A 26,732-nucleotide genomic window follows, 5' to 3' on the forward strand; every position below is an offset into this window, starting at 1 on the left:
CCGTCAACGATGGAGCGGCAATGGACACCGGGGTGATGGACCCCGAGCTGCGCTCCGCCATCGGCCGGATAGCCCGGGTTCCCCAGCTCCTGATCGCCTGTGACTATGACGGCACGCTGGCGCCGATCGTCGAGGACCCGAGCACGGCCGTCCCGCTACCCGAGTCGGTGGCCGCGGTTCGCGCGCTCGCCGCGCTGCCGCAGACCACCGTGGCGGTCGTCTCCGGCCGGGCACTGCGCGACCTGGCCGCACTCTCCCGGCTGCCCAGCGAGGTGCACCTCGTCGGCAGCCACGGCTCCGAGTTCGACATCGGCTTCGTCGAGCGGCTCTCCCCCGAGCTGGTCGCGGTGCGCACCCAGGTCCGGAACGCGCTGCGCGAGATCGCCTCCGAGCACCCTGGCGTCCGGCTGGAACGCAAGCCGGCCAGCGTCGCGATGCACACGCGCGGGGTCGATCCGCAGGTGGCAGCCGCAGCCATCGAGGCGGTCCGCAATGGCCCGGCCACCTTCGACGGCGTCACGGTGACCCAGGGCAAGGAGGTCATCGAGCTCTCCGTCGTGGCCACCCACAAGGGCACCGCGGTCGACCAACTGCGGACCCAGCTCGCCTCCAGCGCGGTGCTGTTCATCGGCGACGACATCACCGACGAGAACGCGTTCGGCCACCTGCAAGGTCCCGACCTTGGCATCAAGATCGGCCCCGGGGACACCCAGGCCGGCTACCGGGTGGCCGACCCGCTGGAGGCTGCGCGCACGCTGGCGCTGCTGCTGGAAACCCGGCGGCACTGGCTGTTCGGCGAGCGGGCGGTGCCGATCGAGCGGCATTCCATGCTGGCCAACGGTCGTACCGTCGCACTGCTCACCCCCGAAGCCAAGGTGAGCTGGCTCTGCCACCCCAAACCGGACTCGGCGGCGATCTTCGCCGACCTGGTCGGTGGCAGCCCGGCCGGTCACTTCAGCGTCGCCCCGGAACGTGGCGGCATCCCGCTGGGCCAGCGCTACCGCTCCGGCACGATGACCGTGGAAACCCGGTGGTCCGGGCTCACCGTCACCGACTGGCTGGACAAGCCGGCCCGGGAGACCACCCCGGACGGCCCGGCGGTCGTCACCGGTGACTCGACCCTGGTCCGGGTGCTCACCGGCAGTGGCAAGGCCCGGGTGGAGTTCGCGCCGAGGCCCGAGTTCGGTCAGGTCGCCGTGCAGTTGCAGCCGCTCGGCGACGGCCTGCTGGTGCTCGGCTCCAACGAACCGGTCGCGCTCTACTCCCCCGGCCTGCAGTGGGAGGTCGGCAACGACGGGGGGTACGAGACCGCCAAGTCGGTCGTTGACCTCTCCGCCGCCGGCGGGCAGGTCGTGCTGGAGCTGCGCTTCGGCACGCACAGCCTGGAACACCACCGGGTGCCGATCCACGAGCGGCAGGCCGCTGCCGAGCAGCCGTGGAAGGACTGGGTGGCGTCGCTACGGCTGCCGTCCACCGCCCGTGACCTGGTCGCCCGCAGCGCGCTCACCCTGCGCGGGCTCTGCCACGAGGCCACCGGCTCGATCCTGGCCGCAGCGACCACCTCGCTCCCAGAGGAGCTGGGCGGCGTCCGCAACTGGGACTACCGCTACTGCTGGCTGCGCGACGCCGCGCTGACCGCCCGCGCGCTGGTCGATCTGGGCTCCGTCGAGGAGGCCGAGGCGCTGCTGCGCTGGGTGGACGGCTGCATCGAGCGCACCGGCGGTCACCCGGAGCGACTGCATCCGCTCTACACGATCGACGGCTACGAGCTGGGTGCCGAGGCGGTCATCGACACGCTGCCCGGGTATGCCGGCTCCCGGCCGGTCCGGGTCGGCAACCTCGCCAACCACCAGTTGCAGCTGGACGTCTTCGGCCCGATCGCCGACCTGATCGCGGCTGTAGCCGACGCTCGCGGCTCGGTCCGCGACGACGAGTGGCGAGTCCTGGAGAACATGGTCGAGGCGGTCCGTCGGCGCTGGCACGAGCCCGACCACGGCATCTGGGAGGCCCGGCTGCCACCTCGGCACCACGTCTTCTCCAAGGTGATGTGCTGGATGACCGTCGACCGGGCGCTGCACGTGATGCGCGAGCACGGCGGCGAGGACCGGCCCGAGTGGAAGGATCTGCGCGACCGCATCGGCGCCAACGTGCTGGAGCACGGCTGGCACTCCGACGTCGAGGCTTACAGCGTCGCGTACGGGGACGAGGACATGGATGCCTCGTCGCTCTGGATCGGGCTCTCCGGCCTGCTCTCGGGTGACGACCCGCGCTTCCTGTCCACCGTCCTCCGGATCGAGGCGGACCTGCGCAGCGGCCCGGTCGTCTACCGCTACCACTGGGACGACGGCCTGCCCGGCCGTGAGGGCGGTTTCCACATCTGCACGGCGTGGCTGATCGAGGCGTACCTGCGCACCGGCCGCCGCACCGACGCCGAGGAACTGTTCGCACAGATGGTGCTCACCGCCGGCCCGACCGGGCTGCTCCCCGAGCAGTACGACCCGCTCGCCGAGCGCGGCCTGGGTAACCACCCGCAGGCCTACAGCCACCTCGGTCTGATCCGCTGCGCCCTGCTGCTGGACAACATGCTCAAGCAGTAGTCGATCGCACGTACGACAACGGGGCCGGAGCGCAAGCGCTCCGGCCCCGTCAGCGCGTCGGGGCGGCTTTGTCATGTCCGTACGCGCGGACTTACGCGCCTCTGGCGCATCGGCTTCCCGACCACCACGGGTGCCGGGGCGACGCGCAGCCCGGCTTTCCTGACGTACAGCTCGCGCTTGTCCTTGGCCATCCCCCGCGCGTCGAGCACGTAGCCCGTAACCCACAGCCACCCGTTATAGGGGTCGACCTCGCCCAGAGACACCAACCGCACCAGCAGCGTCCGGTCCCCGGTGAACTGCACCGAGCAGGCAGGGCCGACGAACACGACGTCTCCCGGCTTCATGGCAGCCACCCGATGAACCTGCGCCGGAGAACGTCGGCCGGAGCCCAGCTCATGTCCTGCCCGGCGGAGATCAGGCAAAGGCTCATGTAGTAGGCCAGCGCAACCCGGTCGCACCCGCTCAGCAGCTCGGCCCGGCGGATGCCACAGGGCCAAGGCCGGTCGCAGGTCTCGCACAACCAGAGCGGCAGGACGGGTCCATGCCTCGTCATTAGCTCTCACCCGGCCAGTGACCTCGATTGATCGGGATCCTGTGTCTGGCCCGGCACGGCAACTCATTCCCGCACCTACAGACGTTGCGCCACCGGATCCACGACCACACCGGCCGATGTCGGCGAGCGAGGGTTAGCGCTACGGCGGCCAGATACTCCGCATAGGAGACCCGTCGTGTCATTCGTCCATCGCATCACAAGCAGGTGCCCTCGTACAACCCCCTGAGGAGTTGTACGACCCAGTATCGTCTGGGGCACTCCCCCTGGGCCATAGCGTCAGGTTGTGGAGCTGCTTGGGCTGGATGAGATCCGCGATCTGCTTGGCGGGATCAGCAAGCAGCGCGCCACGATCATCGTGGGCCGCAAGGGATTCCCCGACCCCCTCGCCACCTTGAAGATGGGCCGCGTCTGGGACGGCAAAGCCGTGCGGGCTTGGATCGCCAAGAACCGGCCCAGCCCAGCTGACGAGGACTGACCAGGCGCCAAAAAAATGCAGGTCACTGCACTGGCTACCGCAAAACGTCCGCTAGCTGATCAAGGCCTGTGGCGAAGCCACAACCCCTGACCGGAACAAGTCCCCGAGTTCCTTGAGCACGGCGGGCAGGCGATCCGGCGGGATCTTGTAGATCGCCATCACAGCGACAATCAGTCTCGGCACGGTGTAGACCACGGCGAGCACAATCAGCGCCCAAGGTCCAGCAGCCAGAACCAGCTCAAGATTCGCGAGCCCCACTTCATACCCCCTCCCTTGTCGGGCGAGGGTGCGTCAACCCAGCCCGGCCAGTGCGTCAACACTGGTCTGGCTGAGTCCGCGTTCCGGCGATCGTGGATCTCAGTCCCCGAAACGGCACTCCCGTCTCAGGTCTTGCTGATGGTGCTACCTGCCAACTCGGTACGGGTATAACTGGGCAGCCCTGCCGCCGGAGCACAGAGCGCCACCAATATATTCTCGTGGCCAACCTTTGCGCCGTCTGCTCTATATCTGCTTTATATAGGCAGGCTGACCCGAGGGGGCATCCCGCCATTGCGGCTCGGATGGTCCCGGTGGGGAGCGTACACGGCCTACGCCCATGCTTTGCTCTGCTTCACTCCACGCAACACAAACATCTTCGCCGTGTTGCCTCGGGTGAAGCAGAGCAAAGCGTGCCCAGGGGTCGTCCGATCCCCGTGCCGGCGGCGCCACCCAGGGCGCCGGAGCCCGCACGCCCGCTCCCTCACCCGTCGAGTGCACCCACCACGTCACCCACCACCACGACGGCGGGCGGGCGCAGGCCGGCGGTGAGCACGTCGGCGGCCACCGCGCCCAGGGTGGACCGCAGCGCCCGTTGCGCGCCGGTGGTCGCCTCCTGGACGACGGCGGCCGGCGTCTGCGGCGACCGACCGTGCGCGATCAGGGTCGCCGTGATGGCGGCGAGGTTCTTCAACCCCATCAGGATCACCAGGGTGCCGCGCAGACCGGCGAGGGCCTCCCACTGCACCAGCGAGGCCGGCGAGTCGGGTGCCAGGTGCCCGGAGACCACGGTGAACTCATGCGCCACCCCCCGGTGGGTGACCGGAATGCCGGCCGCCGCCGGGGCTGCGATCGAGCTGGTCACCCCCGGCACGACGGTCACCGGTACGCCGGCAGCCGCGCAGGCCAGCAACTCCTCACCGCCCCGCCCGAAGACGTACGGGTCGCCGCCCTTGAGCCGGACCACGAACGCACCAGCCAGAGCGCGGTCGACCAGGATCTGGTTGATCTCTTCCTGCGCCCGGGACGGGCCGTAGGGGATCTTCGAGGCGTCCACCAGCTCGACGTCGGGGCGCAACTCGTCCAGGAGCAGCCCGGGCACCAGCCGGTCAGCGACCACCACGTCGGCCTCGGTGAGCAGCCGCCAGCCCTTCACGGTGATCAGCTCCGGATCACCTGGCCCCGCCCCGACCAGCGCCACTCGGCCCTGCGTCGGGGTGCCGCCGCCCGGCTTCGCAGGGACGGCGAGGAGGTCGCGGATCGCGTCCCGGACGGTCATCGCACGGCGGGGGTCGCCGCCGCCGAGCACCGCCACGGTGACCGGGCCGTGCCGGGTGACGGCCGGGGTCCAGGCCGTGGCGGCCGTCCGGTCGTCGGCCCGGACGCAGAAGATCCGCCGTTCGGCGGCGGCGACGCTGACCGACTCCGCCGCGGCCGGGTCGTCGATCGCGACCTGGACCAGCCACGCCCCATCCAGGTCCTCGGGCGCGAACCGGCGCGGCACCCAGCGCAGCCGACCCGCGTCGGCCCGGGCGCGCAGCGCCGGGGTCAGCTCCGGTGCCACCAGCAGGACGTCCGCGCCGGCGTCCAGCAACGCGGGCACGCGCCGGGTGGCGACCGCGCCACCGCCCACCACGACCACCCGCCGCCCGTCGAGCCGCAAACCGAGGGGGTACGGATTGGTGGTCACTTTTCGGCCACACCGGCGGAATCGAAGGTGGCAACCTCGTGCAGCACCCGAACCGCGCCGGTGACCACGGGCAACGCCAGCAGCGCACCGGTGCCCTCGCCGAGGCGCAGCCCCAGGTCGATCAGCGGGTCGAGGCCGAGGTGGCACAGTGCCACCGTCGCGCCCGGCTCGGGCGAGCGGTGGCCGGCGACCATGGCGCAGACCGCGTCCGGGGCGAACGCGGCGGCGGCGAGCGCGGCCGAGACCGCGATCACGCCGTCCAGCAGCACCGGCGTGCGGCGGGCCGCGGCACCCAGGATCAGCCCGGCCAGGGCGGCATGCTCCAGGCCACCGACGGCGGCCAGGACACCCAGTGGGTCGGCCGGGTCGGGCGCGTGTCGGGCCAGCGCGGCCCGCACCACCCCCACCTTGCGGGCGTACGTCGGGTCATCGACCCCGGTGCCCCGGCCGGTGGTGTCGAGCGGGTCGGCACCGGTGAACGCGGCGATCAGTGCCGCGGCCGGGGTGGTGTTGCCGATGCCCATGTCGCCGGTGAGCAGGATGCCGGCCCCGGCGTCGATCAGCTCGTCGGCGGTCCGGATTCCGGTCCGCACCGCCGCCAGCGCCTCGTCCCGGGTGAGTGCGGCGGTCACCGCGAGGTCGCGGGTGCCCCGGCGGACGGACGCGACGACAAGTCGGGGCGCGGACGGGTCGAGGACGGCGGGCTGAGCGGGCAGGGGGTTGGCCACACCGACGTCGACCACGGTGACCGAGGCGCCGGCCTGCCGGGCGAACGCGTTGACCACCGCCCCGCCGGCCAGGAAGTTGCCGATCATCTGCCCGGTGACCTCCTGCGGCCATGGGCTCACCCCTTGGGCGTGCACCCCGTGGTCACCGGCGAAGATCGCCACTGCGGCCGGCTCGGGCAGCGGTGGCGGGCAGGCCCCGGCCAGGCCGGCGAGGCGTACCGAAAGCTCCTCCAGCGCGCCCAGCGAGCCCGCCGGCTTGGTCAGCCGGCCGTGCAGCTCGCGGGCGGCGGCCATGGCCGTTTCGTCCGCCGGGCGGATCGCCGCGATCGTGGTCTCCAGCATCATGCCTCCATGGTCTCGCGCAGCACCTCGACGAACGCGTCGGTGGTGTTTCGGTCGCGCACCGCCACCCGCAGCCAGTCCGGGCCCAGGCCGGGGAACGTGTCGCCTCGGCGCACCGCCCAGCCCCGCTCCCGCAGGGCGGCCCGGATCGGGGTCGCGCCCGGCAGGTGCAGCAGGACGAACGCGCTGGCAGGGCGGCCGACGACGCGTACACCGGGCAGGTCGGCAAGGCGGGCGACCAGGTGGTCGCGGTCGGCGGCGAGGTCGGCGGCGATCGCGCGTTCGGCCTGGACCGCGACGGCGCTGGCGCAGGCCGACGCGGCTGCCAGCGCGGGTGTGGACACGGCCCAGAGCGGCTGGACGGCGGCCAGCCGGGACAGCAGCTCCGGAGCGCCGAGCAGGTAACCGATCCGTAGGCCGGCCAGGCCCCACGTCTTGGTGAGGCTGCGCAGCACGAGCAGCCCGGGTAGGTCACGCCGCTCGGCCAGCGACTCCGGCTCGCCGGGGTGCCCGGGGGCGATGGTGGTGTCGGCGAACGCCTCGTCGACCACCAGCACCCGGCCGGGGCGGGCCAGCGCGGCCACCGTCTGCGCCGGGTGCAGCACCGAGGTCGGGTTGGTCGGGTTACCGATCATCACCAGGTCGGCGTCGTCGGGCACCCGGGACGGGTCGAGCCGGAAGTCGTCGGCGGGGTCCAGCAGCACCCGCTCGACCGGGTGTCCGGCGGCCCGCAGTGCCGCTTCCGGCTCGGTGAACTGGGGGTGCACCACCACCGGCCGACGAACGCCGCGCAGCGCCTGGGCGATCAACACGAAGCCCTCGGCGGCGCCGGCGGTGAGCAGCACCTCGTTCGGGTGACGGCGGTGTCGGGCAGCGACCGCCGCCCGGGCCGGCGCCGGGTCCGGATAATGGGCCAGGTCGGTCAGGGTCGCGGCGATCGGATCGGCCAACCAGGCGGGAGGCCGCGCCTGACGGACGTTGACGGCGAGGTCGATCAGGCCGTCGCCGACCTCCGCGTCGCCGTGGTGCGCCAGATCTGGCTCGGGGGCGGCCGTCGGCTCGACCTCGGCGACCGGCACCGCTCCGCTCAGCTGATCAGACATGTCCGCGATCCTGCCGGGAAGGTGGCCGGTGGGACAGTCGATGTCGGCGTAAGCCACGTCACCACCCACCGGTTTAAGAGTTCTTCTCAGGTGTGAATCGGAAATGTCATAACTTGTCCATGTGAGCAACCGACCCCTTGCTGCCGCTGGTCGACTCGTCCCTCTACTCCGCGCCGGACTGATCGCCGCAATCGTGATCGCCGCAGCCGCGTACCCGCTCGTGGCCCTCACCGGGCTCGGCGCGAAGGCCACCGCGCACGCCGCAGACCAGAAAACCAGAGTGCTGGCCACCGCCATGCCCGCCGAGACCTCGTATGTCTACGCCCCGGACGGCAGGACCGTGCTGACCATGTTCTACGAGGAGTACCGGCAGTACACCAAGCTGTCGGACATGTCGCCGAACATCCAGCAGGCGATCGTCGCCGCCGAAGACTCCCGCTTCTACCAGCACCACGGCGTCGACCCGAAGGGCGTCGCCCGGGCCTTCGTCTCCAACGCCCGCTCCGGCGGCTCCCAGGGCGCCTCGACGCTGACCATGCAGTACGTCCGGATGGCCCTGCGGGACAGCGCGACCACGCCCAAGGAAGTCCAGGAAGCCACCCAGCAGACCAGCCTGCGCAAGGTCAAGGAAATGCGGATGGCGCTGGACCTGGAGAAGGAGATGAGCAAGGAACAGATCATGGAGCGCTACCTGAACTCGGCGTACTTCGGGCACCGGGCCTACGGCATCTACGCGGCCAGCGAGATCTTCTTCTCCAAGACCCCGAAGAACCTCACCCCGGTCGAGGCCGCCACCCTCGCCGGGCTGGTCAAGTCCCCGTCGGAATACGACCCGGCCGACTCCGACCAGAAGGAGGCCACCGGCCGGCGCAACTACGTGCTGGACCGGATGAGCCAGCTCGGGTACCTCTCCCCCGACTCGGTCGCCGCCGCCAAGTCCGAGCCGATCCGGCTGAAGCTGACGACCCCGCCGCACGACTGCGCCGCGTTGTCGGAGAAGTACAACAGCTGGGGCTTCGCCTGCGACTACCTGAAGAACTGGTGGAGTACGCAGCCCGCCTTCGGGGCGAACCGGCTGGAGCGGATGGACAAGCTGCGCCGAGGCGGCTACCGGATCGTGCTCAGCCTCGACCCGAAGATCCAGGAGGCGGCGGAGAAGAACGTCGGTACCAAGGAGGCCACCGGCAGCCCGTTCGCCAACGGAATCGTGGTCTCCGAGCCGGGCACCGGACGGGTCAAGGCGATGGCGGTGAACCGGACGTACTCGCTGGACCTGAGCGAGAACCCACCGAACTCCAACCCCGAGGCCGGGCCGAAGATGAAGGCCAACTACCCGAACACGGTGGCGCCCCTGCTCGGCGGCGGTGACCTGGCGGGCTACCAGGCCGGGTCGACGTTCAAGATGTTCCCGATGCTGGCCGCGCTCGACTCGGGGATGAAACTCTCGACATCGTTCAACGCCCCGTACCGCTACCAGTCGGCCGTCTACGACGGTTGGGCGCCCACCAATGCCAGCGGCGCGATGACCGGCCAACAGACCATGTGGTCCGGCTTCGGCAAGTCGGTCAACACCTACTTCGTGTGGCTGGAGGAGAAGGTCGGCGCGGAACGGGCGGTACGGCTGGCGGAACAGCTCGGGCTACGCTGGCGCACCGACGTGGACCGGGACCACGCCTCGCCCACGAGAGCGTCGAAGTGGGGCGCGTTCACCCTGGGCGTCTCCGATGCCACCCCGCTGGAGATGGCGAACGCCTACGCTGCCGTCGCGGCCGACGGCCGTTACTGCGAGGCGATCCCGGTGTCGGCGATCATGAACCGGGACGGCACGCCGACCACGTACATCACCCCTGGCGGCATCCATCGCGAGGTGGCAAAGCCACGCTGCCGTCAGGTGGTCAGCGCGGACGCCGCTCGGGCGGCCACCGACGCGGCCCGCTGCCCGACCGGGGACACCCCGGCGCGCGGCAGCTGCGGCGGCTGGTCCACCGCCGACAGCGTGCGGGGCACGGTCGGGCGCCCGGTGGCCGGCAAGACCGGTACCACCGACAGCACCCGGTCCGCCTGGTTCGTCGGCTACACCCCGGAGTTGGCCGCGGCGAGCTTCATCTCCGACCCGGACAACCCGTTCAACGCCGTCGGTGACGGGCAGTCCCAGATCCCGATCGCCGCGGTCGCCGAAACCCTGCGCGACGGACTGAAGGGCACACCGACCCGCCAGTTCACCCCACCATCGGACGCGATCGTCGGCTGACCCGGCGAGGGTCAGCGCAGGTCGGCGGCGACGAACGACCAGACCTCAAGATCCACCCGTCCGGCGCTGACGAACCCGGCGTTACGCAGCAGACCCTCGTAGCTGAACCCGGCCTTCTCGGCGACCCGGCGCGAGGCCAGGTTGCCGGGCGCCACCCGCAGCTCGACCCGTTGAAAGCCGTGCTCCAGGATCAACGCGATGGCCACCGCGTCGACGGCTTCGGCGGCGAGACCGAAGCCCCGCGCGTGTGGCGCCATCGCGTAGGAGATCTCGGTGAGGCGGGCGCCCCAGTCGGTGCGCCGCGTCCACAGCGACCCCACCATCTGGTCGTCCTCCCGCCGGAGGACGGCGTAATGGTCACCCTCACCGCTGTCCCGCCGCTGCCGGGCCAGCTCCGTGCACCAGGCGTGCCCGTCGATCGGGCCGGATTCGTCGGGCAGCGGCAGCCAACGCCGGGTCAACTTGTCGGCGAAGATCTCCCCGGCCGCCGTCGCGTCCGCCGCCGTGAGCCGACGCACCTCGGTGCGCGGAGTGGAGACGGTCAACACCGGAAAGCGGCGCACCGCCACCTGACCGATCACACCGACACCCCGCCGGGCTGCGCGGGCACCACCTCGTTCGTCGGGTCGGCCGCCGCCGCGGCGACCAACCGGGCGGCCGTCGCCGGATGACCGGCCCAGTGCAGGGTGAGCTGCGAGGCGTGCACGTTGCGCCAGACGAAGCCCTCCGGCGCGCCACCATCCCAGCTCCACGCCGGGCGCTGACCAGCGCGCGGGGTGAGCACCGCACGGTGCGCCTTGTGCCCGACCAGCACCGTGCCATGGGCGGCGACAACACTGTCGGTCTGGGCGGTCGCCTCCCGGTAGCCGGCCACCAGGCCGTCCCGGCTGACGCCGACCGCGTCCAGGACACCGCACATCGGCAGCCCGTCCAGCTCCCGGGCCAACCAGAGCAACCCGGTGCCCTCGGCGACCACGGGACGCCCGGTACGCGCCAACTCGGCCACCGCGATGCAGAGCCGCCGGTTGGCCGACAACTGCTCGGCGTACGTCTCGGGCAGCGCACCCCCGACGACCAGCGCACGGGTGCCGACCGGCAGTGCCTCGTCGCGCAGCGGATCGACGGTGACGACCTCGGCGCCGGCGGCCCGCAGCAACTCCGCGGTCTCCGGGTGGCTGAAGCTGCCGCCCGGCCCACCGGCCAGTGCCACCAGCGGGCGGTCCGCCGGGGCGGTGAACGCACCCAGGGCCTCCTCGGGAGACCAGGCCGGTGCCGGCAGCGGCGGGGCGGAGCCGGCCAGCCCGAGCAGCCGTTCCAGGTCGACCGTGGCGGCGACGGCCTCGCCCAACCGGCGGACCGCGCGGACGGCATCGGCGGACCCGTCGACCACCGGCGCCACACCGTGCCGCCGTGACGGCAGCACCGCCGGCAGGTCGTGACGACGCAGCGCGCCGTAGACCGGCACGCCGACGTCGTCCAACGCCTCACGCAGCATGCCCTCGTGCCGCGAGGACGCCACCCGGTTGAGGATCACCCCGCCGAGCCACAACTGCTCGTCGTACGAGCGGAAACCGTGCACGAGGGCCGCCACCGACTGACCCATCGCGGCAACATCCACGACGAGCACCACCGGGCTGCGCAGCGCGGCGGCTGCGGCAGCCGTGGACTCCTGCTCCGGACGGCCGCCGACGGAGTCGTACAGCCCCATGCTGCCCTGCACCACGGCGAGCCCGGCACCGGCGGCGCCGTGGGCCACCAGCGGAGCGAGCCGGTCGACGCCGACAAGCCGGGGATCGATCACCCGACCTGGCCGACCGGAGGCAAGGCCGAGGTAGGCGGCGTCGACGTGGTCCGGCCCGAGCTTGAACCCGGCGACGTCGACACCCCGCTCGGCCAGGGCGGCGAGCAGCCCGATCGCCAGCGCGTTCTTACCGTGCCCGGAGGACGGCGCGCTGAGCACCAGGCGCGGCACGACGGTCATCATCGACTCCTCGCGAACGGCAGCGGGTACGCGACGGGACGACCGGGGCCGATCCGTCGGCGTGACGATACCCGTCCGGCCGAAGACACGAGCACCGCCAACCGGGGCCGGCGGCCCGCTCCCGGCACGGATCCGGCCCGGTCCAGGTCAGTGGCGTCGGTCATACGAGTAGCCTCGATGCCGTGTACCGGTTCCTGCTGAGCCCACGCTGGCTGGGCGCTCTCGCGCTGACCATGGTCGCCGCCGCCGTCATGGTGCTGCTCGGCAACTGGCAGCTGGACCGCTACCAGGGGCGCACCGAGGTCAACGAGCAGATCGACGCGGGCCAGCGGATGACCCCGGCACCGCTGGCCGACGCGCTGCGCGTCCCCACCGGCGGCGCGGGGACGGTGGGCCCGGCCCCCGCCAAGGACAAGGTCTGGACCCGGGTCACCGTCACCGGCCGGTACGACCCGACGAACACCGTGCTGGTCCGTGGCCGGACGGTGGACAGCCGGGTCGGCTTCGAGGTGCTCACCCCGCTGGTGCTCGCCGACGGCTCGGCGCTGCTGGTGGACCGGGGCTGGATCCCGCCGGCGCCGGGTGGGGCGACCGCCCAGCCACCGGTGCCCGCCGCGCCGACCGGCGACGTGACGGTGGTCGGTCGGGTGCACGAGACCGAGAGCGGCGCTGGCGCGGTGGCGCGGCGCGACGGGCGGCTGGAGATCCGCCGGATCGGGGTGTCGCGGCTGGCCGGCGAGCTGCCCTACCCGGTCTACGGTGCCTACCTGCTGCTCGACGAGCAGACCCCGGCGGCCGACCCGGTGTTCAAGGCGGTGCCGGTCGGGCACGCCAACAACTGGCAGAACTTCGGCTATGTCGTGCAGTGGTGGCTCTTCGCGGTGATGGCCCTGTTCGGCTACGGCTGGGTGGCTCGCCGGGAGGCCCACCGCGCCGCCGGCATCGGCACCACCCCGGTTCCGTTGGACCGGGCGGCCGAGCCGACGCCGAGCGCGTCCGCCTGACCCGGCCCGCTCCGGTCGGCACGAGGGCCGCTCTGGCGGTCAGTCGGTGGGGCGGCCGGTGTGGATGGCACGGACCGCGTCGATGGTGTCGGCCTCGGCGGCGGACTTGTCGTCGCGATACCGCACCACCCGGGCGAACCGCAGCGTCATCCCCCCGGGATAACGCGAGCTTGTCTGCACCCCGTCGAAGGCGATCTCCACCACCTGCTCGGGGCGGACCCGGACCACCCAGTCGCCGCGCTCCACGGCGAGGTCGAGGAAGCGCTCGGTCTGCCAGCGCAGCAACTCGTCGGTGAGCCCCTTGAACGTCTTGCCGAGCATCACGAAGTCGCCGGTGTGCGGGTCACGCGCGCCCAGGTGCAGGTTGGACAGCCAGCCCTGCCGTCGGCCACTGCCCCACTCGACGGCGAGCACCACCAGGTCGAGGGTGTGCCGGGGCTTGACCTTGACCCAGGCGGCACCCCGCCGGCCGGCGTCGTAGGGGGCGTCCGGTGCCTTGACCACCACGCCCTCCTGCCCGGCGTCGAGCGCGGCGGCGAACGCGGCAGCGGCCTGCTCGGGGCTGTCAACCTCCACGCGCCCCACCAGCAGCGAGGCGTCCACCGCACCCGCGAGGGCAGCCCACCGCTCCCGGCCGGGCAGGTCGATCAGATCCCGGCCGTCGAGGTGCAGCAGGTCGAAGAAGTACGGAGTGAGCACGGTCGCGCCGGTGCTGGCGGCCGCCGCGAGCACCGCCGGGGCGACCGGCGTGCGCCCGGTGGTGCTGGGGGTGGTGCGTCGGGCTGCCCGGCTCGACGTTTGCTGGAACGGCAGCGGGCGGCCCGTCTCGTCCAGGCCGATCGCCTCGCCGTCGAGCACCAACTCCCGGCCCGGCAGGGCACGGACCGTGGCGACCACCTCGGGCACCCGGGCGGTGATCTCGTCGAGGCTGCGGGTGAAGACGGCGATGTCGGCACCGGAGCGGTGCACCTGGATGCGGATGCCGTCGAGTTTCACGTCGACCACCGCTGGCGTGCCGGTAGCGGCGACTGCCTCGTCGACCGAGGGTGCGCTCTGCGCGAGCATCGGCGCCAGCGGCCGGCCGACCTGCAGGCCGAACCCGGCCAACTCGGCGGCCCCTCCGGCCAGGGCGGCCACCGCCACGGCCCGCAGGTCACCGGCGAGGAGCAGGGCCCGTCGGACCGCCGCCACCGGCACCTCGGCGGCCCTGGCCACCGCGTCGGCGAGGAGCCCGGCCTGGGCACCCTGGCGCAGCTCACCGCTGAACAGGCCGGTGAGCAGGCGCTGCTCGTCGGCCGTCGCCGCCGCGTAGAGAGCGCCGAGCAGCACCCGACGCCGGGCCTGCGAGCCCGAACCATGCACCGCGGCGATCTGCGCGATGGCCGTGTCGACGGCGGCCACGGTCAACGTCGGCTCGGCGGCCGGTGGTGGCAGGTCACGCAGGCTCGCGTAGCCGACCCCGGTCTGCCGTTGGCGCAGCTCACCGGCGAGATAGCCGGCGCCGGGCTCGACCTCGGCCGGGTCGAGCCGGCGCAGCGCATCAGCGAGCAGCTCCACCTTGGCCCGCCGGCCGCTGGTGGCGCCGACGGCGGCGGAGGTGGCTGCCAGGTCGAGGAACCGCACGCAGCCCATCCTGCCAGTCACCTCCGACACCGCCCGGGCATTGCCGTGCCCGGGCGGTGTCGGCAGGGTGCCGCCCGCCCTGCGCGGACGACGGATCAGGCGGAGACGGGCTCCTCGATGCGCAACCCCCGGGCACGAACCTCCCCGGCGACCCGGGAGAGCACCGAGTCGAGGGCGACCAGGGCGGCGGAGAGCTCACCGAGCTGTTCGTTGAGCGTGTCCTCGGACCACGCGGAGACGTCGACATCTCCCAGCGCGCTGACAGCGGCCCCCAACCGGGCCATCACCTCGTTCGTACTCATGTTCGAAAGGCTATAACAGCCGGCCGTTCGACACGCCGTAAACTCCCAGATCAGGCCCAAAGTTGCCGTTCCGACACCTAACTGCCCACCGCCGCCACCTTGCCCAGCAGCAGCGCCTCGGCGAGGCAGACCCGGGCGAACTCCCCCAGGTGCAGACTCTCGTTCGGGCCGTGTGCGCGGGCGTGCGGGTCCTCCACGCCGGTCACCAGGATCGCCGCCTTCGGGAACATCTCCTGGAAGGTGGCGATGAACGGGATCGAGCCGCCGACGCCCATGTCCACCGGGTCGGTGCCGTCCCAGGCGGCCCGGAAGGCCGAACGGGCGGCGTCGAACATCGGCCCGGACGCGTCGATCACGCACGGGTCGCCGTCGTGCTCGAAGCTAACCGTCACCTGGGCGCCCCACGGCGCGTGCTTCTCCAGGTGCGCGCGCAGCGCCGCGTACGCCCGCTTGGGGTCGTCGCCCGGGGCGAGGCGGACGCTGAGCTTCGCCTTCGCGGCCGGGACCAGGGCGTTCGGCGCCGCACCGGTGGACGGCGCGTCGATGCCGAGGACCGACAGCGCGGGCTTGGTCCAGAGCCGGTCGGTGATCCGGCCGGTGCCGATGAACTGCACGCCCTCGGCCAGCCCAGCCTCGGCCCGAATCCGGTCCTCCGGGTAGTCGACGGTGGCGCCCTCCCGGCCGACCAGCCCGTCCACGGCCACGTCACCGGCATCGTCGTGCAGCGTCGCCAGCAGCCGGACCAGCGCGGTGAGCGCGTCCGGCACAGCACCGCCGAACATGCCGCTGTGCACCGCGTGGTCCAGCGTGCGCACCTCGACGAAGCAGTTGACGATGCCGCGCAGCGAGGTGGTCAGTGCCGGCACACCGATGTCCCAGTTGCCGGAGTCGGCGATCACGATGACGTCCGAGGCGAGCTCGTCACGGTGCTCGGCCAGCAGCTGCTCCAGCGAGTCCGAGCCGTACTCCTCCTCGCCCTCGATGAAGAGGACCACGCCGACCGGCAGCGCGTCACCGTACGCGCGCAGCGCCGCGACGTGCGCCATGATGCCGGCCTTGTCGTCGGCCGCGCCCCGCGCGTAGAGCCGGCCGTCGCGTTCCACCGGCTCGAACGGGTCGGACTCCCACAGCGACCGGTCGCCGACCGGCTGGACGTCGTGGTGGGCGTAGAGCAGCACGGTCGGCGCACCGGGCGGGGCGGCCCGACGGCCGATCACCGCGGGCTGGCCGCCGGAACGCACGATGTCGACGTCCAGGCCACAGCCGCGCAGCAGCTCGGCGACCGCCTCGGCGGAGCGTTCCACGTGCGAGTGGTCGAAGCCCTCGAAGGCGATGCCGGGGATGCGGACGAGGCGCTCCAGGTCGGCTCGTACGCCGGGCATCTCCCGCTCGATGGCAGCCCGCACCTCGGGCTCGGACATGATCGGAGAGGTCATGACCGGCATCGTATGCCGGCCTTACCGGGGCGTGCCGGCGGAGCCCGTACCGTCACCGAACCGGCCGTCCATGCGCCGCTCAGCGGATACGCACGTAGTACCGGTCCGCGTCGTGCGGCAGCGTCGGCGCGCCATCCACCAGCAGGTCCGCCCGGGTCGCCGTGTCGTCGACGGCGAAGTGCGCCTGCTCCCCGGCGTGCCAGCGGCGCAGCTCAGGCAGGATCTCCGGCCCGTCGCGGACGACCGCGCGGGTCAGCCGCAACGACGCGGGCGCGGTGACGAACACGGCCAGGGTCAGCTCCGGCCGGACGACGGCACGGGCGGCGCTGACCCCCTCCAGCACCAGCACCGGCGCCACCGGCACCGGCACCGGCCGGGGCAGAAAGCGCTGCCGGACCCAGCTGTAACGCCGGTAGGCACCAGGCTCCGCCTTACGCAGCGGGGCGAGCACCCCCTCGTCGAGCCGAGGCCAGAAGGTGACCTGGTCGTCCCAACCATCGAGCAGGTCGTCGGTGTGCACCACCGGCGGTCGGCCGCCGGGCAGCACCGCCAGGGCATCCGCGAGATTCGCGGCGAACCGGCTCTTGCCCGCGCCGCTCGGCCCGTCGACCGCGACCAGCCGGGTTCGCCCCAACCGCGCCGGGCCCGCGAGCACCCGACGGGCCAGTTCGGCGTACGCCTCGACGACCGCCACGGGCAGCCCGCCGGGCAGTTCGTCGGTCCCGGCCCCACCGGGCGGCTCCTCGACGGCCCCGGCCCAGCCGGGCGGCACCTCAACGGCCCCGGCCCCACCGGGCGGCCCGCCGACGTCCATGGCCCCATCGGGCGGCCCGCCGACGTCAACGGCCTCGGGGCCTGGTGCCGGCCGGCCGGTCTCGGGGGTCAGCGCGGCCTCGCGTGGTGCATGACCGAAGTATGCCGCCGCCACCCGCAGTCAGGGTGATCGACTCCAGATCATTGATAGCGCGGTATCCCTGTTACGGGACACCCCGTTATCGCCGAAGCCGAGTGGATCACGCCGCATCAGCGACCAGGGTGGGCCGGGCTGACACGTCCGGCTGACCGCCCTCGCGGGGCACCCTCACGTCCGGGGGAATTGGGGCGGCGACGGGTGACGGGCGGCCCGTTCGCCGCCCGGGGTGCCACCGAATCGGCATGATCGGGTGGTGCTCCGAGACGTGATGAGCCCCGGTATTGACGCCCTGCTCGAACAGGCCCGCGCCGGGTTGCACCGACTGACTCCGCAGCAGACCGTCGAGGCGGTCCGCAACGGTGCGCTGCTGGTCGACACCCGTACCGAACTGCAGCGCCGCGAACAGGGCGACCTGCCGGGCGCGGTCGTCGTCGACCGGACCGTGCTGGAATGGCGACTCGATCCGGCCAGCGCCTGGCGGATCCCGGAAGCCACCGGCTATGACCGGGAGATCGTGCTGGTGTGCCGGCAGGGCTACAGCTCCAGCCTGGCCGCCGCCAGCCTGCAGACCCTCGGGCTGCGCCGGGCCACCGACATGATCGGTGGCGTCGATGCCTGGCTCGCCGCCGGCCTCCCGACGACCGACCGCCCCGCCGACATCCGCCCCTGACCTCCTGACCGGTCAGGACGGCGGGGGGCCGGGTGGGATGAAGGGGAGGTCCCCGGGTGGGCCGGTCTCGATGAGACGCCAGAGGGCATCGGTGTCCAGGTGCTCCTCGACCAGGTCACCGAGCAGGTCGAGCGAGCGTTCCCGGGCGGCGGCGAAGCTGGTGGCCGGTGCGACCCGGAACCCGGTGCGGCCGGCCAGACGAGCCGCCTCGGTGAGGAACCACCGGCGGAACCCGTCGGACTCGAACGTTCCATGCCAGTGCGTGCCGCGCACCGCGCCGAGCACAGCTCCCTCGCCGACACCGTCGTCGCCGGTCAGCAGCGGGGCCAGGGTGGGGTCGGTCTGCGAGACGTACCCATGGTGGATCTCGTAACCGCGCACCGGGATGTCGCCGTACGCGGTGCCCACCGACTGCCGGACGGTCTTACGTGGACCGAAGGTGATCTCGATGGGCAGCAGGCCGAGCCCTGGCACGCTGCCCCGTCGGCTCTCCACGGGGTCGTGGATGGCGCGACCGAGCATCTGGAAACCGCCGCAGAGGCCGAGCAGCGGTTTGCCGGCCGCCACGTGTGCCGCCACCGCATCGGCGAGGCCGGTTTCGCGCAGCCAGGCGAGATCGGCGACGGTGGACTTCGAGCCGGGCAGGACGACCAGGTCGGCGGCGGCCAACTCGGCCGGTTCGATGGTGAGGCGTACGCGGACACCCGGCTCGGTGGCGAGCGCCTCCACGTCGGTGGCGTTGCTGATCCGGGGCAGGCGGACGACGGCCACGTCCAGCCACTCGGTGCCGTGCGGGGCGGCTGGACGGCCCAGCACCCGACCGTAGGCGAGCGAATCCTCCGCGTCGAGCCACAGGTCCAGTGCCCAGGGCAGCACTCCGTAGGTGGGGCGGCCGGTGACGTGACGCAACATGTCCAGCCCCGGCTGGAGCAGCCCGAGGTCACCCCGGAACTTGTTGATCACGAAACCGGCGATCAGCGCCTGGTCAGCCGGGTCCAGCAGGGCGACGGTGCCGAACATCGAGGCGAAGACGCCGCCCCGGTCGATGTCGCCGACCACGATCGTGGGCAGGTTGGCGTGCCGGGCCAGCCCCATGTTGACGTAGTCACCGGCCCGCAGGTTGATTTCCGCAGGGCTGCCAGCACCCTCGCAGATCACCACGTCGTACGTGTCCCGCAGCTCGGCCAGTGCCGCGTACGCGGTCTCGGCGAGCCGTGGACGCAGCTGCCGGAAGGTGCCTGCGGTGATCGTGTCGACCGCCTCGCCGAGCAGCACCACCTGACTGGCCAGGTCGCTGCCCGGCTTGAGCAACACGGGGTTGAATCGCAGATCGGGTGCGAGCCCACAGGCGGCTGCCTGCATGGCCTGGGCTCGTCCGATCTCGCCGCCGCGCCCGTCCGGCCCGACCACCACCGCCGAGTTGTTCGACATGTTCTGCGCCTTGTACGGCGCCACCTTCACGCCCTGCCGGTGCAGCCAGCGGCAGATGCCGGCGGTGAGCACGCTCTTGCCGGCGTCGGAGGTCGTGCCGGCGACCAGCAGCCCGCCGCTCACCGCCCACTCCCCCGTCCCGCCCTGATGGCACCAAGGCAGCGGCGGCCGACGGCGCCCACGAGACGACCGACGGTCACCGGGTACGCGGCGGCCAGCCCGAGCGCGGCGAGCCCGACCGCGCTGGAAATCCGGGCGGCCCGCTTCAGGTGCCGCCCCTCCGGACAGGGGCCGTCGCCGAGGAACGGCCGCACCTCGGAGCGCCCGAAGTAGACGTTGCGGCCACCGAGGCGGACGCCGAGCGCACCGGCCATCGCCGCCTCGCACTGGCCGGCGTTGGGGCTCGGGTGGTCGTTGCGGTCACGCCGCCACACCCGCCAGGCACGCTGCCGATCCCCGTTCGCGACCGGCGCGACGGCGATGGTCAGCAGCCCGGTCAGCCGGGACGGCACCAGATTGAGCACGTCGTCCAGCCGCGCTGCCGGGGTGCCGAAACGCGTGTAGCGCGCCGACCGGTGCCCGACCATCGCGTCGAGGGTGTTCGCCGCGCGGTAGCCCAGCAGCCCGGGTAGGCCGGCGACCGCGCCCCAGACCAGCGGAGCGACGACCGCGTCGGAGGTGTTCTCCGCGACCGACTCGACGGTGGCGCGGGCCAGCTCCGACTCGCCCAGCGTCGACGGGTCCCGCCCACAGAGGTGACCAAGGCGTCGCCGGGCAGCGGGCAGGTCACCGTCACGCAACGTCCGACCCATGACGGTCGCTTCGTGCCGAAGCGTGCGGCCACCCAGCACGGTCCAGGTGCCGGCGGCCACAAGCACCGCCCGGGTCACCGGCCGGTGCCGGGTGGCCGCTGCGGCGACCGCCCCGAGCAGCACCGGCCCACCCACGGCCAGCGCGGTGAATGCCGCACCCGCCGTTCGGTCCGGTCGGTAGAGGTGGCGCTCCAACGCTCCCGCGGCCTGCCCGAAGCCGGCCACCGGGTGCCACCGGCGTGGGTCGCCGAGCAGCCTGTCCAGCGCGTACCCGGCCAGCAGCCCCACCGCGTTCGCCATCGACGCTGTCCGTCGCACCCGCACCACCTCCGGCCGGCCAGCCTAGACGAGCGGCTCGTGAACCAGCCCGACCCACGGCGCTCCACCAATGGCGAGCGCCTCGTGAGCAACCCCGGCCGCCGCCCTCCAGCGGCCCCGACCCTGCCGTCACGCGGGGTGACGACGCTGGTCGCGCCGCCACCCCGCCCCCGTCGTGCTGTGCCCGGTGCTGCCGCGCCGCCGGGGCACCCGCGACCGGCACGGGACCTCAGACAGCTCGGTTGCCGCCCGAACCGCGATGGCCGAACCGATCGGTCACGCCGGCTGTGGGACCCGGCCCCGACCACGCCGCCCCCGACCGGACTGCGTGGGCTCCGGCTGACCCTCATCCGGCGCCGGCCCCAACTCGTCGTCCAGGTCGTCGTCGGCGTTGTCGTCGTTCTCCTCGGGTGGAGGGGCCAGCTCGTCGTCGAGGCCCGACGGGACGGCGGCCTGCCCGATCTGCCCGCCGTTCGGGGAGAGATCGTCGTCCATCGGGCCGTCGACGAAGGGGCTGGTTCGCAGCGCGGCGTAGTCGGGCAGCTCGAAGTCGTCGTCTAGCGGGCGGTCGCCGGGCAGCACGGGCGCCTGCTCGGCCGGCACCGGCTCGGTGGGCTCGCCGCGCACCCGACTCTCGGCCTCCGGGTCCTCCAGGGTGCTGGTCGTCATGCTCGGCCGGTTACGCAGGAACCGGGCCCGGCCCCGGGACAGGTCGTGGCCGACGGCGACCGCCTCCAACTCGTAGAGGGTGCGGTGGTTGCCGGCGTCGTCGGTCCAGTCGCGGGTGTAGAGCCGGCCGCAGACCACGACCGGATCGCCGACCATCACGGAGCCGGCCACCCCTTCGGCGAGCTTGCGCCAGCAGTTGACGCGGACGCGGAGCGAATTGCCGTCGACCCACCGGCCGCTGTCCCGGTCCAGCCGGCGAGCGGTCGAGGCGACCTTGAAGTTGGCCACCAGGGTGTTGCTCTGGGTCGTACGCCGCCACTCGGGCGCAGTCAGCACATTGCCGACGATTGTTACGTAAGTGTCGAACATCGTCCCTCCAGGGGATCGGGGCTTGCTGCCAGCGCGAGTCGACTCGGCACCGAGCCTGTGCGCTGAGGGCGACCACCACCAGCGCCCTCCCCCGCCCTGTGGACGACGAAGCGACCTGTGGACAACGCCCTGATCACGCCCCGATGTGGTACGGCCGACGCGCCCGGCTGGGCGTCGGCGGTTTCCGAGGCCGACCAGAGTGGGTATGCACATGATCAACGCACCACCGACAGCTCCACGTCGACGAGAGGTCAGCGCCATGATGATCACTAAAATCGGCTCCGCGATCGCTTCCGAGGCGCGGCGATGAGCGCCGTGGCGCACCCGGCCACCGTTGCTGAGTGCCTGCGGGTGGGCGCTGGCTTCTCGCAGGGTGACCGCAACTGGATCGCCGAGCAGTTCGCCACTCTCGACGCCCGGCTGGCCAGCTTCCACGCTGACGCCACCGAGCTGGAAGTGTCGGTGAAGGACCGGGAGGCCCGCGGCCAGAAGGTCACCCTGGAGTGCTGGATCGCCGGCCGACAGAAGATCGTCACCACCAGCGCGGAGGAGGACCTGCACGCCGCGCTCAACGACGTCCGCGACGACCTGCGCCGCCGGCTCAACGACGCCAAGACCCGCCAGGAGCCACGGCACAACAAGCACCTGCGCGACATCCCGCAGCCCCAGGGCGACCCAACCCCCGCCGACGACAACCAGAACGCCGTCCCCACCGCCGACCCCACCCCAGCCGACGCCGAAACAGCCTGACCCTGACCCCGTCCCGCCCGCCCCGCCCCGCCCGCCCGCGCCCCCGCGCCCCCGCGCCCGCCCTCCGCGCCCGCGCCCGCCCTCCGTCCCCCGCGATCTTGCACTTCCTGACCCTGAAACGCGGCTATTGCCCCGCTATGCCACGGCAGCAAGTGCAAGATCGCGGTGGCGGGCGGGGGTGTGGGGCGGGGCGGGGCGCTGGGGCGCGGGGTGGGGGCGGAGCGTGGGCTACCGCTGGGTAGGTTGGCGGCGTAGCGTCGCGGTCGTGGAACCGGACGTGTTGGGGCCGCCGTACGAGCGGCAGACGATCGACCTGGGCATCGACGACGAAGGACCTGTCGTCGCGACCCTGGTCCGGCGGCGGGCCGAGCGCCCCACCGGACGGGCCGTGCTCTATGTGCACGGCTTCGTCGACTACTTCTTCCAGACCCACCTGGCCGATTTCTTCGCCGAGCGGGGTTGGGACTTCTACGCGCTCGACCTGCGCAAATGCCGCGACATCAGCGACTACTTCCCTGAGTTGGACGCCGCCGCCGAGATCATCCGCAAGGACGACGGGCACGACACCCTGCTGGCGATGGGCCACTCCACCGGCGGCCTGATCATCTCGCTCTGGGCGGACGCCCGCCGCGACACCGGCACCGTCGATGGCCTGGTGCTCAACAGCCCGTTCTTCGACCTGAACGCCCCCTGGGCGGTGCGTCGCCCCCTCGCGGCCGCCGTCTCCCGGCTGGGCCGCAGGGCGCCGCACCGCATCCTGCCGTTCGGGCTGGGCACGGTGTACGGCGAGAGCATCCACTCCGACCACCGCGGCGAGTGGACCTACGACCTGGCGTGGAAGCCGCTGGCCGGGTTCCCGGTCCGGGCCGGCTGGCTGAACGCGATCCGCACCGGGCAACGCCGGCTACGCACCGGTCTGAACATTCAGGTGCCGGTGTTGCTGGCCTGCTCGACCCGCTCCTTCCGGGGCACCAGGTGGCACAACAACGCGACCCTGGCCGACGCTGTGCTGGACGTCGAGCACATGGTCCGCTACGCGCCCCGCCTCGGCCGCCACGTCACCCTGGCCCGCTTCGACGGTGGGCTGCACGACCTCACGCTGTCCGGCCCCGCCGTACGCCGAAAGGTCTTCGACGAGGTCGGCCGCTGGGCCGAGGCGTTCCTCGCCGCCGGCCCCACCGCACCGGCCGAGACGGCAACAGCCGACCCCATGCCAGCCGACACGGCCACAGCAGACACGGCACCGGCCGACCTTGCGCTGACTGACACGGCATCGGCCGTCGAAGCGCCGGCCGGCACCGACTCGACCGCTGGCGAGGCCCGACCACCGGAGAGCCGACGTTCCACGGCCGACACGGCAGGTGCGGCGACGCCCAGCGGCTGACCAGGTCGGAAGGCGAACGCGGCTCAGACGTCGCCGCGCGGCACCGGGCCAGACGTCGCCGGGCGTCGCCGGCTCAGACGTCGCCGGGCGGCACCGGGTCAGACGTCGCCGGGCGGCACCGGGAGGACGGCGCGGATCCGGTCGAAGGTCGTCACCGGGTGACCGCCTATGCCGGGTAGCACCAGGCCGAGGCAGTACAGCGAGACCTCCCCGGTGGCGTCATGCTGGACGACGAAGACCGGCGCGCCGAGGTAGCCCGGCGGCAGTTCCGTGGTGATCCGCACGGCGTCCCCGTCGCGGACCACCCGCTCGATCGCGACCTCCAGCGGGCGCGACCCGTCTTCGCGTACCCCATGGGCCAGCACGAAAGCGGAATTGGCGTCGGCGCCGAGGCGGGCGACCACCTCGGGCCCGGCGGCGATCCCCGCGGGCACCGGCTGGACCCGCCACCGCCAGCCGCCATCGCCGGCGTAGCGGTGCAGGCCGGCGGTCGGCAGCACCGCGACCCCGTCACCCGGGAAGCGGGCCCAACCGGGCACGATCTCAACCTCGGAGACGGCGGCCGGGGCGACCCCGGCCGGCTCGGTGACGCTCGAGCGCAGGCCCAGCTCACCACCGGACGTGCCGACCAGGTCGGCCGCCGTCAGCAGCGACTCCCCCACCGGGTCGTCGCCGCCCTGGAAGAAGAACGCCGTGCCGTAAGCCTGGTCATCGTCGTCCGACGACCGGTACGGAAGGATGGCGCGACCGACGATCTGGCACAGCTCGTAGGCGACGTCGTTCTCGGCGTCAGGATCCAGCAGCACCAGCCAAAGGTACGGTCCGAGGCCAGGCCGGCCCGTGGGAACCCGGATGCCCGCCGCGCGGCCGACGTGAGACCCTGCTCGACGACGTGGACGCGGGCACCCTTTTCGCCGCCGGGCAGCGGGGCGGCGGTACCCTCTGGGCGCGACATCCACGCCACACGCGCCCGTAGCTCAGCGGATAGAGCAGGGGACTTCTAATCCCAAGGCCGCAGGTTCGAATCCTGCCGGGCGCACCACCGTCATCCCAGGTCAGCGACCTGTCGTTCCCGGTCGGGTCGCTCACAACGGCCCCCGTACAGCCATTCATACAGCCAAGTCAGCCGAAGAGGTGCTTCGCGGCCTCGTCCACGGCGGCACGCTCGATGTCCGGCAGTACATGGACGTAGGTGTTCATGGTCAGCCCGATCTGGCTGTGACCGAGCACCGTCCGAGGCGAGGCACCGGGGACGAGCAGGAACGTGCCGCAGGTCATGCAGACGAAGCCAGTCAAGGCGGCCCGCAAGCGGGCCGCGCCGGGCATCGGCCGGGCCGGCTGGCCACGCTGACGAAACGCCGAGAGCATTGGGCTTAGGTGGGCCGATCGCGATCGGGGTTGCTCGCCATCGCGGTTGGGGCGATCGCTGTCGCGCAGCGGAGCTGCTTGCCTTCGAGTCTCGTGGGCACTGCCCACGGTTCGATGACGACGAGGACCAGGGCGTGACCCATTCCCGGGTGCCCGATCCTCTACGCCACCCGCCCGGCGTCAAGGGCGCTGCGCGTCGGTACGCCGATGGCCTACGGCCACCCTTGACTCCGACCGGGCGTCGCAGTCCTTGGCACCTATCCGGGGATCGGGGCAGCGTGGCGGCCGGGCTCGGATAACGCTTTGCCGAGTTCCGGCGGGATGTCATAGGTTCGCCGGATGGTGGAGATCGAGACTGAGCGGCTTATCCTGCGCGACTGGCGGGACTCCGACCTGTCGCCGTGGATGGCCATGAACGCCGACCCGGAGGTCCGAGAACATCTCGGGCCGCTACTTACTCCGGAGCAGGCCGCGGCCTCGATGCGCGGCTTCCAGGAAGATCTAGACCGGAATGGGTTCGGCTTCTGGGCTGTGGAGGTCCGCGACACAGGGCAATTCATCGGGTTCGCCGGCCTGGACGTGGTGGACGAGGGCATGCCGTTTACCGGCGTGGAGGCTGGCTGGCGACTGTCCCGGTCGGCTTGGGGGCACGGGTACGCCACGGAGGCGGCGCTGGCGGTGTTGCGATACGGCTTTGACAAGGTCGGGTTGACCGAAATTTTGGCGGTAACCACAAAGACGAACCTGCGTTCGCAGGCGGTGATGCGCCGGATTGGCATGACCACGGACCCGGGTGAGGACTTTGACGACCCCGACGTGGACGAGGGTCCCTTGCGTCGTTGCGTGCTGTACCGCGAGCGTGCGGATGTGGTCTCCCAGACGTAGGTGAGGTTTCCGGCAGCAGCCATGCGCCATCAGCTTGCCAACGCCCTCTGGCTTGGCTGTACAGCCATCCGTACAGCCAAGCCGGCCCTGATTCCGGCAGGTTGAACCAGCACCACCCGGGCAGGTTCTTTGGGCACCGACGGTGGTGGTCGGTTATTCCGCACCGGGTTTGATGGAGACATCGAAACCTGGGAGGAACACCAGCTATGCCCGCACCGAAGAAGTACAACGATGAGCTGCGTGAGCGTGCGACCCGATTGGCGGTCGAGGCCCGCCGGGATCCGGCGTCGGCGGTGGGAGCGATCCGTCGGATCGCTGGTCAGCTCGGGGTTCACCCAGAGGCGTTGCGCACGTGGGTGAAGAAGGCCGAGACCGACGCCGGGGAGCGTCTCGGCACCATCAGCAGCGACGCGGAACGCCTCGCCGCCCTGGAACGGGAAGTGCGTGAGCTGCGGCGGGCCAACCAGATCCTGAAGCCCGCGGCGAGTTTCTTCGCGGCGGAGCTGGACAGCGGGGCTAATCCGGGGTGATGCCGTGGGCGCGGAGGATCTGGCGCACGCGCTCCCGGGTGTAGCCGGTTACCCGCACGATGTCGATCTGGCGCATGCCGGCTCGGGCGGCTTCCACAATGGCGTCGGCCAGCCGGTCGCGGGCCTCGGTGACCTTCTCCCGATCCTCGGCTGCGCGCTGGGCGGAAGAAGCAGCGGTCGCCTGCGCCATGTGAAACGCGCGCACAGCGTCCGCTAGTCGGTTGGCCACATGGCAGATGATCTCACTAGCCAACCAGGGCGTCTGATTCGCGATCGTCATTTGGCCTAGCAAC

23 protein-coding genes, 1 tRNA gene and 3 pseudogenes are annotated in these 26,732 nt (G+C 72.1%); 10 read left to right on the forward strand and 17 right to left on the reverse strand.

Annotated features, from left to right (window positions below; translation table 11 throughout):
- Positions 1-20: 20 nt before the first annotated feature.
- Positions 21-2,597, forward strand: a complete 2,577-nt coding sequence (gene otsB / locus OG811_RS04480) for a trehalose-phosphatase (RefSeq protein WP_406072346.1) — start codon at positions 21-23, stop codon at positions 2,595-2,597.
- A gap of 71 nt (positions 2,598-2,668) precedes the next feature.
- Here the strand turns inward: otsB and OG811_RS04485 are convergent, their stop codons facing one another.
- Positions 2,669-2,941 carry a hypothetical protein gene (locus tag OG811_RS04485; RefSeq protein ID WP_406075513.1) on the reverse strand — a complete coding sequence of 91 codons (273 nt, stop codon included), beginning with the start codon at positions 2,939-2,941 and terminating at the stop codon, positions 2,669-2,671.
- A 492-nt stretch (positions 2,942-3,433) separates the two neighbouring features.
- Between OG811_RS04485 and OG811_RS04490 the strand changes: the two genes are divergently transcribed.
- Positions 3,434-3,625, forward strand: coding sequence for a hypothetical protein (locus OG811_RS04490; protein WP_406072348.1), 192 nt, complete (start codon positions 3,434-3,436; stop codon positions 3,623-3,625).
- 51 nt (positions 3,626-3,676) lie between these two features.
- On the opposite strand, the gene OG811_RS04495 is transcribed toward OG811_RS04490, so the two are convergent.
- The 4 genes from OG811_RS04495 to cobC form a co-directional block, all read right to left on the reverse strand.
- Complete coding sequence (locus OG811_RS04495) at positions 3,677-3,883, reverse strand: hypothetical protein (RefSeq protein WP_406072350.1); 207 nt, start codon at positions 3,881-3,883, stop codon at positions 3,677-3,679.
- A 481-nt stretch (positions 3,884-4,364) separates the two neighbouring features.
- A complete protein-coding gene (gene cobA / locus OG811_RS04500; RefSeq protein ID WP_406072351.1) occupies positions 4,365-5,570 on the reverse strand; it encodes a uroporphyrinogen-III C-methyltransferase in 1,206 nt (401 codons plus the stop codon).
- Positions 5,567-6,640 (reverse strand): nicotinate-nucleotide--dimethylbenzimidazole phosphoribosyltransferase, encoded by a 1,074-nt coding sequence (gene cobT, locus OG811_RS04505; protein WP_406075515.1) that lies wholly within the window; start codon positions 6,638-6,640, stop codon positions 5,567-5,569. Before cobT ends, cobA begins: the two co-directional genes overlap by 4 nt.
- On the reverse strand, positions 6,640-7,743 hold the full coding sequence (gene cobC, locus OG811_RS04510) for an Rv2231c family pyridoxal phosphate-dependent protein CobC (protein ID WP_406072352.1): 1,104 nt from the start codon (positions 7,741-7,743) through the stop codon (positions 6,640-6,642). The genes cobT and cobC overlap by 1 nt, the downstream gene beginning before the upstream one ends.
- A 121-nt stretch (positions 7,744-7,864) precedes the next feature.
- On the opposite strand from cobC, the gene OG811_RS04515 reads away from it, so the two are divergent.
- Positions 7,865-9,994, forward strand: a complete 2,130-nt coding sequence (locus tag OG811_RS04515; protein ID WP_406072353.1) for a transglycosylase domain-containing protein — start codon at positions 7,865-7,867, stop codon at positions 9,992-9,994.
- Between the two features lie 11 nt (positions 9,995-10,005).
- Here OG811_RS04515 and OG811_RS04520 read toward each other — a convergent pair whose 3' ends face one another.
- Together OG811_RS04520 and OG811_RS04525 are read right to left on the reverse strand one after the other, a co-directional pair.
- Positions 10,006-10,575 carry a GNAT family N-acetyltransferase gene (locus tag OG811_RS04520; RefSeq protein WP_406072354.1) on the reverse strand — a complete coding sequence of 190 codons (570 nt, stop codon included), beginning with the start codon at positions 10,573-10,575 and terminating at the stop codon, positions 10,006-10,008.
- On the reverse strand, positions 10,572-11,975 hold the full coding sequence (locus OG811_RS04525; RefSeq protein ID WP_406072356.1) for a cobyrinate a,c-diamide synthase: 1,404 nt from the start codon (positions 11,973-11,975) through the stop codon (positions 10,572-10,574). The genes OG811_RS04520 and OG811_RS04525 overlap by 4 nt, the downstream gene beginning before the upstream one ends.
- 233 nt (positions 11,976-12,208) lie before the next feature.
- Here OG811_RS04525 and OG811_RS04530 point away from each other — a divergent pair, with 233 nt between their 5' ends.
- Complete coding sequence (locus tag OG811_RS04530) at positions 12,209-12,979, forward strand: SURF1 family protein (protein ID WP_406075517.1); 771 nt, start codon at positions 12,209-12,211, stop codon at positions 12,977-12,979.
- Between the two features lie 39 nt (positions 12,980-13,018).
- Here OG811_RS04530 and OG811_RS04535 read toward each other — a convergent pair whose 3' ends face one another.
- The 4 genes and pseudogenes from OG811_RS04535 to OG811_RS04550 form a co-directional block, all read right to left on the reverse strand.
- Complete coding sequence (locus tag OG811_RS04535) at positions 13,019-14,611, reverse strand: ATP-dependent DNA ligase (RefSeq protein ID WP_406075519.1); 1,593 nt, start codon at positions 14,609-14,611, stop codon at positions 13,019-13,021.
- 86 nt (positions 14,612-14,697) lie between these two features.
- Entirely contained in the window at positions 14,698-14,904 is a 207-nt protein-coding gene (locus tag OG811_RS04540; RefSeq protein ID WP_030333429.1) for a hypothetical protein, read from the reverse strand.
- 77 nt (positions 14,905-14,981) lie between these two features.
- On the reverse strand, positions 14,982-16,325 hold the full coding sequence (locus OG811_RS04545) for a dipeptidase (protein WP_406075521.1): 1,344 nt from the start codon (positions 16,323-16,325) through the stop codon (positions 14,982-14,984).
- A pseudogene (locus OG811_RS04550) lies at positions 16,318-17,154 on the reverse strand (uridine kinase); the annotation flags it as partial. The gene OG811_RS04545 and the pseudogene OG811_RS04550, both read right to left, overlap by 8 nt.
- A 367-nt stretch (positions 17,155-17,521) precedes the next feature.
- On the opposite strand from OG811_RS04550, the gene OG811_RS04555 reads away from it, so the two are divergent.
- Positions 17,522-17,923 carry a rhodanese-like domain-containing protein gene (locus tag OG811_RS04555; RefSeq protein ID WP_406075523.1) on the forward strand — a complete coding sequence of 134 codons (402 nt, stop codon included), beginning with the start codon at positions 17,522-17,524 and terminating at the stop codon, positions 17,921-17,923.
- 12 nt (positions 17,924-17,935) lie between these two features.
- Here OG811_RS04555 and OG811_RS04560 read toward each other — a convergent pair whose 3' ends face one another.
- The 3 genes from OG811_RS04560 to OG811_RS04570 form a co-directional block, all read right to left on the reverse strand.
- Complete coding sequence (locus OG811_RS04560) at positions 17,936-19,477, reverse strand: cobyric acid synthase (protein WP_406072358.1); 1,542 nt, start codon at positions 19,475-19,477, stop codon at positions 17,936-17,938.
- A complete protein-coding gene (locus tag OG811_RS04565) occupies positions 19,474-20,466 on the reverse strand; it encodes a cobalamin biosynthesis protein (protein WP_406075525.1) in 993 nt (330 codons plus the stop codon). Before OG811_RS04565 ends, OG811_RS04560 begins: the two co-directional genes overlap by 4 nt.
- Positions 20,467-20,760: 294 nt before the next feature.
- The gene (locus tag OG811_RS04570) at positions 20,761-21,522 is read right to left on the reverse strand and encodes a single-stranded DNA-binding protein (RefSeq protein WP_406072360.1); all 762 of its coding nucleotides are present in this window, start codon (positions 21,520-21,522) and stop codon (positions 20,761-20,763) included.
- 306 nt (positions 21,523-21,828) lie between these two features.
- Between OG811_RS04570 and OG811_RS04575 the strand changes: the two genes are divergently transcribed.
- Together OG811_RS04575 and OG811_RS04580 are read left to right on the forward strand one after the other, a co-directional pair.
- Entirely contained in the window at positions 21,829-22,272 is a 444-nt protein-coding gene (locus OG811_RS04575; protein WP_406072362.1) for an HPF/RaiA family ribosome-associated protein, read from the forward strand.
- A 265-nt stretch (positions 22,273-22,537) separates the two neighbouring features.
- Positions 22,538-23,518, forward strand: a pseudogene (locus tag OG811_RS04580) (alpha/beta hydrolase); the annotation flags it as partial.
- Positions 23,519-23,754: 236 nt separating this feature from the next.
- Here the strand turns inward: OG811_RS04580 and OG811_RS04585 are convergent.
- Positions 23,755-24,462 carry a hypothetical protein gene (locus tag OG811_RS04585; RefSeq protein ID WP_406072364.1) on the reverse strand — a complete coding sequence of 236 codons (708 nt, stop codon included), beginning with the start codon at positions 24,460-24,462 and terminating at the stop codon, positions 23,755-23,757.
- Positions 24,463-24,622: 160 nt separating this feature from the next.
- Here OG811_RS04585 and OG811_RS04590 point away from each other — a divergent pair.
- A tRNA-Arg gene (locus OG811_RS04590) sits at positions 24,623-24,698 on the forward strand.
- 80 nt (positions 24,699-24,778) lie between these two features.
- Here the strand turns inward: OG811_RS04590 and OG811_RS04595 are convergent.
- The gene (locus OG811_RS04595; protein WP_406072365.1) at positions 24,779-25,024 is read right to left on the reverse strand and encodes a hypothetical protein; all 246 of its coding nucleotides are present in this window, start codon (positions 25,022-25,024) and stop codon (positions 24,779-24,781) included.
- 339 nt (positions 25,025-25,363) lie between these two features.
- On the opposite strand from OG811_RS04595, the gene OG811_RS04600 reads away from it, so the two are divergent.
- Positions 25,364-25,909 (forward strand): GNAT family N-acetyltransferase, encoded by a 546-nt coding sequence (locus OG811_RS04600; RefSeq protein ID WP_406072367.1) that lies wholly within the window; start codon positions 25,364-25,366, stop codon positions 25,907-25,909.
- Positions 25,910-26,115: 206 nt separating this feature from the next.
- Positions 26,116-26,418 (forward strand): annotated as a pseudogene (locus OG811_RS04605) (transposase); the annotation flags it as partial.
- Positions 26,419-26,425: 7 nt separating this feature from the next.
- Here OG811_RS04605 and OG811_RS04610 read toward each other — a convergent pair.
- Complete coding sequence (locus OG811_RS04610; RefSeq protein ID WP_406072368.1) at positions 26,426-26,719, reverse strand: hypothetical protein; 294 nt, start codon at positions 26,717-26,719, stop codon at positions 26,426-26,428.
- Positions 26,720-26,732 lie beyond the last annotated feature (13 nt).

The organism is Micromonospora sp. NBC_01638 (assembly GCF_045209745.1).
GTDB lineage: Bacteria > Actinomycetota > Actinomycetes > Mycobacteriales > Micromonosporaceae > Micromonospora.